Genomic DNA, 4,836 nt, shown 5'->3' on the forward strand with positions numbered 1-4,836 from the left:
GGCGTACCGCCATCGGCACGTTGTAGGCCGGGCTGTCGGGCTCCAGCTGCCAGAGGAACAGCAGCCGCTGCTGGGCGAACGACAGCGGAATACGGGCCAGGCCCTGGCGTGCTGGCACGATGGGCAGCAAGCGGAAGCTCTGCCCGCTGGCCTGCATCTTTTCCAGGATCTGCTGGCGTTGCTCCACAGGGAGGCCGACGAAACGTTGGGCGATACGTTGTGCTGCTGTGAGTTCCATGTCAGGCCTCTGTGAATTCGTTCATCATTTTTTCGATATCGCTCAGGCCGTCGTCACTCAGTGACAGCGCCTGATCCTCCAGCGCCTGAGCAAAGGCGCGCAGCTCGGGGTGGGTGAAGATCAGCCGCAGCGGGACATCCAGACCCAGCTCGACGTTGATCCGCGACACCGCCTGGGCCGCCAGCAAGGAGTGGCCGCCCAGCTCGAAGAAGTTGTCGCTCAGACCGACCCGGGCCACGTTCAACAGCTGCGCCCAGATATTCGCCAGCTGTTGTTGGCGCTCGCTTTGCGGCGCCTGGTAGTCGTGCTGCGGCTGGTTCGGGTCGGGCAATGGCAGGGCCTTGCGGTCGAGCTTGCCGCTGGGCGTCAGCGGCATGTCCGGCAGGGTCACCAGGTAGGTCGGGATCATGTAGTCCGGCAGGCTGGCCTTGAGGTACTGCTTCAGCGTCAGGCGCAGGTCACCGCTGTGGCCTTCGGCTGGCACGGCATAGGCGCACAGCTGCTTGCCGCCGGGCAGGTCGATAGCCAGCACCGTGGCTTCGCGCACGTCCGGGTGCGCCCGCAGGTACTGCTCGATCTCGCCCAGTTCAATGCGGAACCCGCGCACTTTCACCTGGTGGTCGACACGCCCGCGATAAGCCAGCTGGCCGTTTGCGTCGTAGTAACCGAGGTCGCCGGTGCGGTACAGCCGACCACCGCCAACCGTGTCGAAGGGGTCGGGGACGAAGCGTTCGGCGGTAAGCGACGGCCGCTGGTGATAGCCGCGCGCCAGGCACCCTGCCCCGCCGATGAACAGCTCGCCAGGTACGCCAACCGGGGTCGGCGCCAGGCCTTCGTCCAGCGCATGCAGGCTGCGGCCTGGCAACGCGCGGCCGATGGGCACGCCGCCCTGGCTGATCTGCACCAGGGTCATCTGCGAGCAGTCGTAGGTGGTGGCAACCACCGTGGCTTCGGTCGGGCCATAGGTATTCAGCAGGCGCACCGCTGGCGGGCCATCGGCCAGCCAGGCACGCAGGGCGTCTTCCGCTACCGCTTCACCACCGACATGAATCTGCTTCAGCCGGCCGTAGGCTTGCGGGGCGCGGCGCTCCAGCGCCAGCAGGCGCCAGTAGGCCGCCGGCAGGTCGGCCACGGTCACCGCGTGGCGGTTGATCTCATCCAGCAGCGTGGTGGTGTCCCACAGCCGCAGGTCACGCAGCACCACGCAGGCGCCCTGGGCCAGCGGCGGGAAGAACTGCTCGATGAAACCGTCGAAACTGAAGGTGGCGAACTGCAGCACGCGGTCGTCCGGGCTCAGGCGCGAATAATCGCCGGCCACCTGGCAGAACAGCGACAAGGCATGGTGGTCGATGGCCACGCCCTTGGGCATGCCGGTGGAGCCGGAGGTGTAGATCACGTAGGCCAGGTTGTGCAGCGCCGCCAGGTTGGCCAGGGGTTCGCAGGGCCAGGCCTGCAGCCATTCGGTGCCCGGTTCCAGCACCACGCAAGGTAGCTGCTTGCCCAGTTGCAAGCGCTCGCGCGAAGGCGCATCCGCCAGCAGCAGGCTGATGCCGCTGTCCTCGACCATGTAGGCCAGGCGCTCTTGCGGGTAGTCCGGGTCCAGCGGCACATAGGCGCCGCCAGCCTTGTGAATGGCGATCAATGCCAGGGCCATGCCCAGGCCACGCTCCACGGCCACGCCGACCAGGCGATCCGGCCCCACACCCAATGCACGCAGGCGGTGCGCCAGCTGGTTGCTGGCACGGTCGAGCTCGGCGTAGGTCATCTGCTGGTCGTCGAAGATCAGCGCGAGCGCGTCCGGCCGCTCACCGGCCTGACGCTGCAGCAACTGGTGCGCGCACAGGCCGCTGCCTTGCTGCGCTGCGGGGTTCCAGCCATGGGTCAGTTGCTGGCGCTCTTCGCCGCTGAGGAAATCCAGCTCGGCGATGCAGCGCTGCGGCTCGGCGCAGATGGCCTCGAGCAGCGCTTGCCAGTGCCCGGCCATGCGCTCGATGCGCGGGGCGTCGAACAGGTCGGTGGAGTAGTTGAACGAAGCGGTCACGCCATCGGAGCGCTCCAGGGTATTGAGCGAGATGTCGTACTGCGCGCCGGGCTCCAGCAGATCCACTTCCTTGACCTGCAGCCCGTGCAGGGCATCGCCTGACACCTGCTCGCCCAGGTCGCGCAGGTGGTTGTACAGCACCTGGAAGAACGGGTTCACGCCCTGGTCGCGGTCCGGGTACAGCGCCTCGGCCACCTCCAGAAACGGCACATCCTTGTTGGCCTGGGCCTGCAGCGTGGTTTCCTTGATCGCCGCCAGCAGCTGGGCGAACGGCTGGCTGCCATCGACGCCGATACGGGCTACCACCACGTTGATGAAGAAGCCGATCAGCCCTTCCAGCTCCAGGCGGTTGCGGTTGGTGACCGGTACGCCGATGTTCAACGTGCCCTTGCGGCTGTAGCGCGACAGCACGATGGCGTAGGCCGCCAGGAACACATGGAACAAGGTGGCGTTGGACGTCACCGCCAGCGCCCGCAGGCGCTCGGTGAGGGCCAGCGGCAGGCGCACGTCGAAGCGGCTGCCCTGGTAGCTCTTGACCTGCGGGCGAATGCGGTCGGCGGGCAATTCGAGCACTTCGAAGTCGTCTTCCAGGCGCGCCTTCCAGTAATCGATCTGCGCCTGCATCTGCCCCTCGGCCAGCCATTTGCGCTGCCAGGCGGCGAAGTCGGCGTACTGCACGGGCAGCGGTTCGATGGCGTGGGCCTGGCCGGTGGCTGCCGCGTTATAGGCGGCGGCGAACTCGCGCACCAGCAGGCTCATCGACCAACCGTCGGAAACGATATGGTGCAGGGTCAGCGACAGCAGGTGCTCCTGGGCGTGCACCTTGAACAGCCGCGCACGCAGCAGCGGACCGTGCTCCAGGTCGAACGGCACGAAGGCTTCGGCTTCCAGCTTGCGCATTTGCGCGGCGTGGTCCTGGCCGCTGAGGTCTTCGAAACCGATCGGCACCGTGGCGGCCGGCAGGATGCGCTGCCAAGGCAGGCCCTCGGCTTCGACGAACACGCTGCGCAGTGACTCGTGGCGCGCAACCAGTGCGTCCAGCGCCGCTTGCACCGCGTCACGGTCGAGATTGCCGTGCATGCGCACCGCCATCGGCGTGTTGTAGGCCAGGCTTTGCGGGTTGAGCTTCCAGAACAGCCACTGGCGGTTCTGCGAACGGGACACCGGCAGCGGCTGCTGGCGGTCGAGGATTTCGATGTCCAGGCCCGTGCCCTGCTCGGCGTCGGCCACCGCCTGGGCGAAAGCCTGCAGGTCGACGGTGTCGAACAGGGTGCGCAAGTGGACGTCCAGGCCCAGTTGCTTGCGCACTCGGGATACCGCCTGGGTGGCCAGCAGCGAGTGGCCGCCAAGGGCGAAGAAGTTGTCGCTCAGGCCCACCTGCGGCACTTGCAGCACCTGGGCCCAGATCTGCGCCAGTTGCGTTTGCAGCGGGGTCTGCGGCGCCTGGTAGGCCACTTGGCTGGCGACCGGTTCCGGCAGGGCCTTGATGTCGACCTTGCCGTTGACCGTGACCGGCAGCTGCGCCAGCACCATCAGGTGGGTCGGCAGCATGTGCTCGGGCAGCAGGCCTTTGAGGCGGGTGCGGATCGACGCCTGCCAGGCCAGGCTGTCGCTCGGCAACTGGCTGGGCACCAGCCAGGCGGCCAGTTGCAGTTGCGGTGCCTGGCCATGCACGCGGACCAGCGCGTTGGCAACGCCGTCCAGTGCGCGCAACTGGTTTTCGATTTCTGCCAGCTCGACGCGGTAGCCACGGATTTTCACCTGGCCATCCATGCGCCCGGCAAACTGCAAGTCGCTGCCTTGGCGCACCCAGTCACCGCTGCGGTACAGGCGCTGGCCATGGCCACCGTTCGGGTCGGGGACGAAACGCTCAGCGGTGAGCGCCGGGCGGTTCAGGTAGCCGCGGGCCAGCCCGGCGCCACCGATGTACAGCTCGCCCTTGGCCTTGGCCGGGAGCGGCTGCAGGCAGCGGTCGAGCACCGCTACGCAGGTGTTGGCCAGCGGCTGGCCGAGGCTGGTCTGGTCGTGCAGTTCGGCAACCAGCACACCAACGGTGGTCTCGGTCGGGCCGTAGTGGTTGAGCACCTTGAGTGCCGGTGCAAGCTGGCGGATCTTGCCCAGCAGGCCTGGGCTGACGGCCTCGCCGCCGAGCACCAGGCACTGGCCCGGCAACGCCGCGCGCCCCGCCACCAGCATCGCCTCCAGGTGCGACGGCACGATCTTCAGTGCATCCACCTGGTGCTCGGCCAGGTAGGCGGCGAAGCCTTCGGCATCCAGTACCTGTTCGCGCAGCAGCACATGCAGCGTGTGGCCGCCACACAGGGCGCCGAACAGCATGGTGTGGCCCAGGTCGGCAGCCGGGGTCGAGACCTGGGCCATGCTGCGGATGCGCTCTACCGGCAGGCGCGCGGTGATGCCATCGACATAGTTGGCCAGGGCGCCATGGCTGATCGCCACGCCTTTGGGTTGGCCGGTGGTGCCGGAGGTGTAGATCACGTACGCCAGGTTGGCCGCGGCCGGGGCGGTTCGTGCGGGGCTGCCAGTGCCGCCTTGCGCC

The 4,836-nt window shown here is 67.7% G+C and carries 2 protein-coding genes; both read right to left on the bottom strand.

All coding sequences use genetic code 11. From position 1 onward, the window contains the following. The coding region (locus tag HP546_RS25870; RefSeq protein WP_172231363.1) for a hypothetical protein at positions 1-238 on the bottom strand (238 nt) is incomplete at its 3' end. A gap of 1 nt (position 239) precedes the next feature. After that, on the bottom strand, positions 240-4,836 hold a 4,597-nt coding region (locus tag HP546_RS25875; protein WP_172231366.1), incomplete at its 5' end, for a non-ribosomal peptide synthetase.

The sequence above is a fragment of the Pseudomonas sp. CM25 genome, assembly GCF_013179705.1.
Classification (GTDB): domain Bacteria; phylum Pseudomonadota; class Gammaproteobacteria; order Pseudomonadales; family Pseudomonadaceae; genus Aquipseudomonas.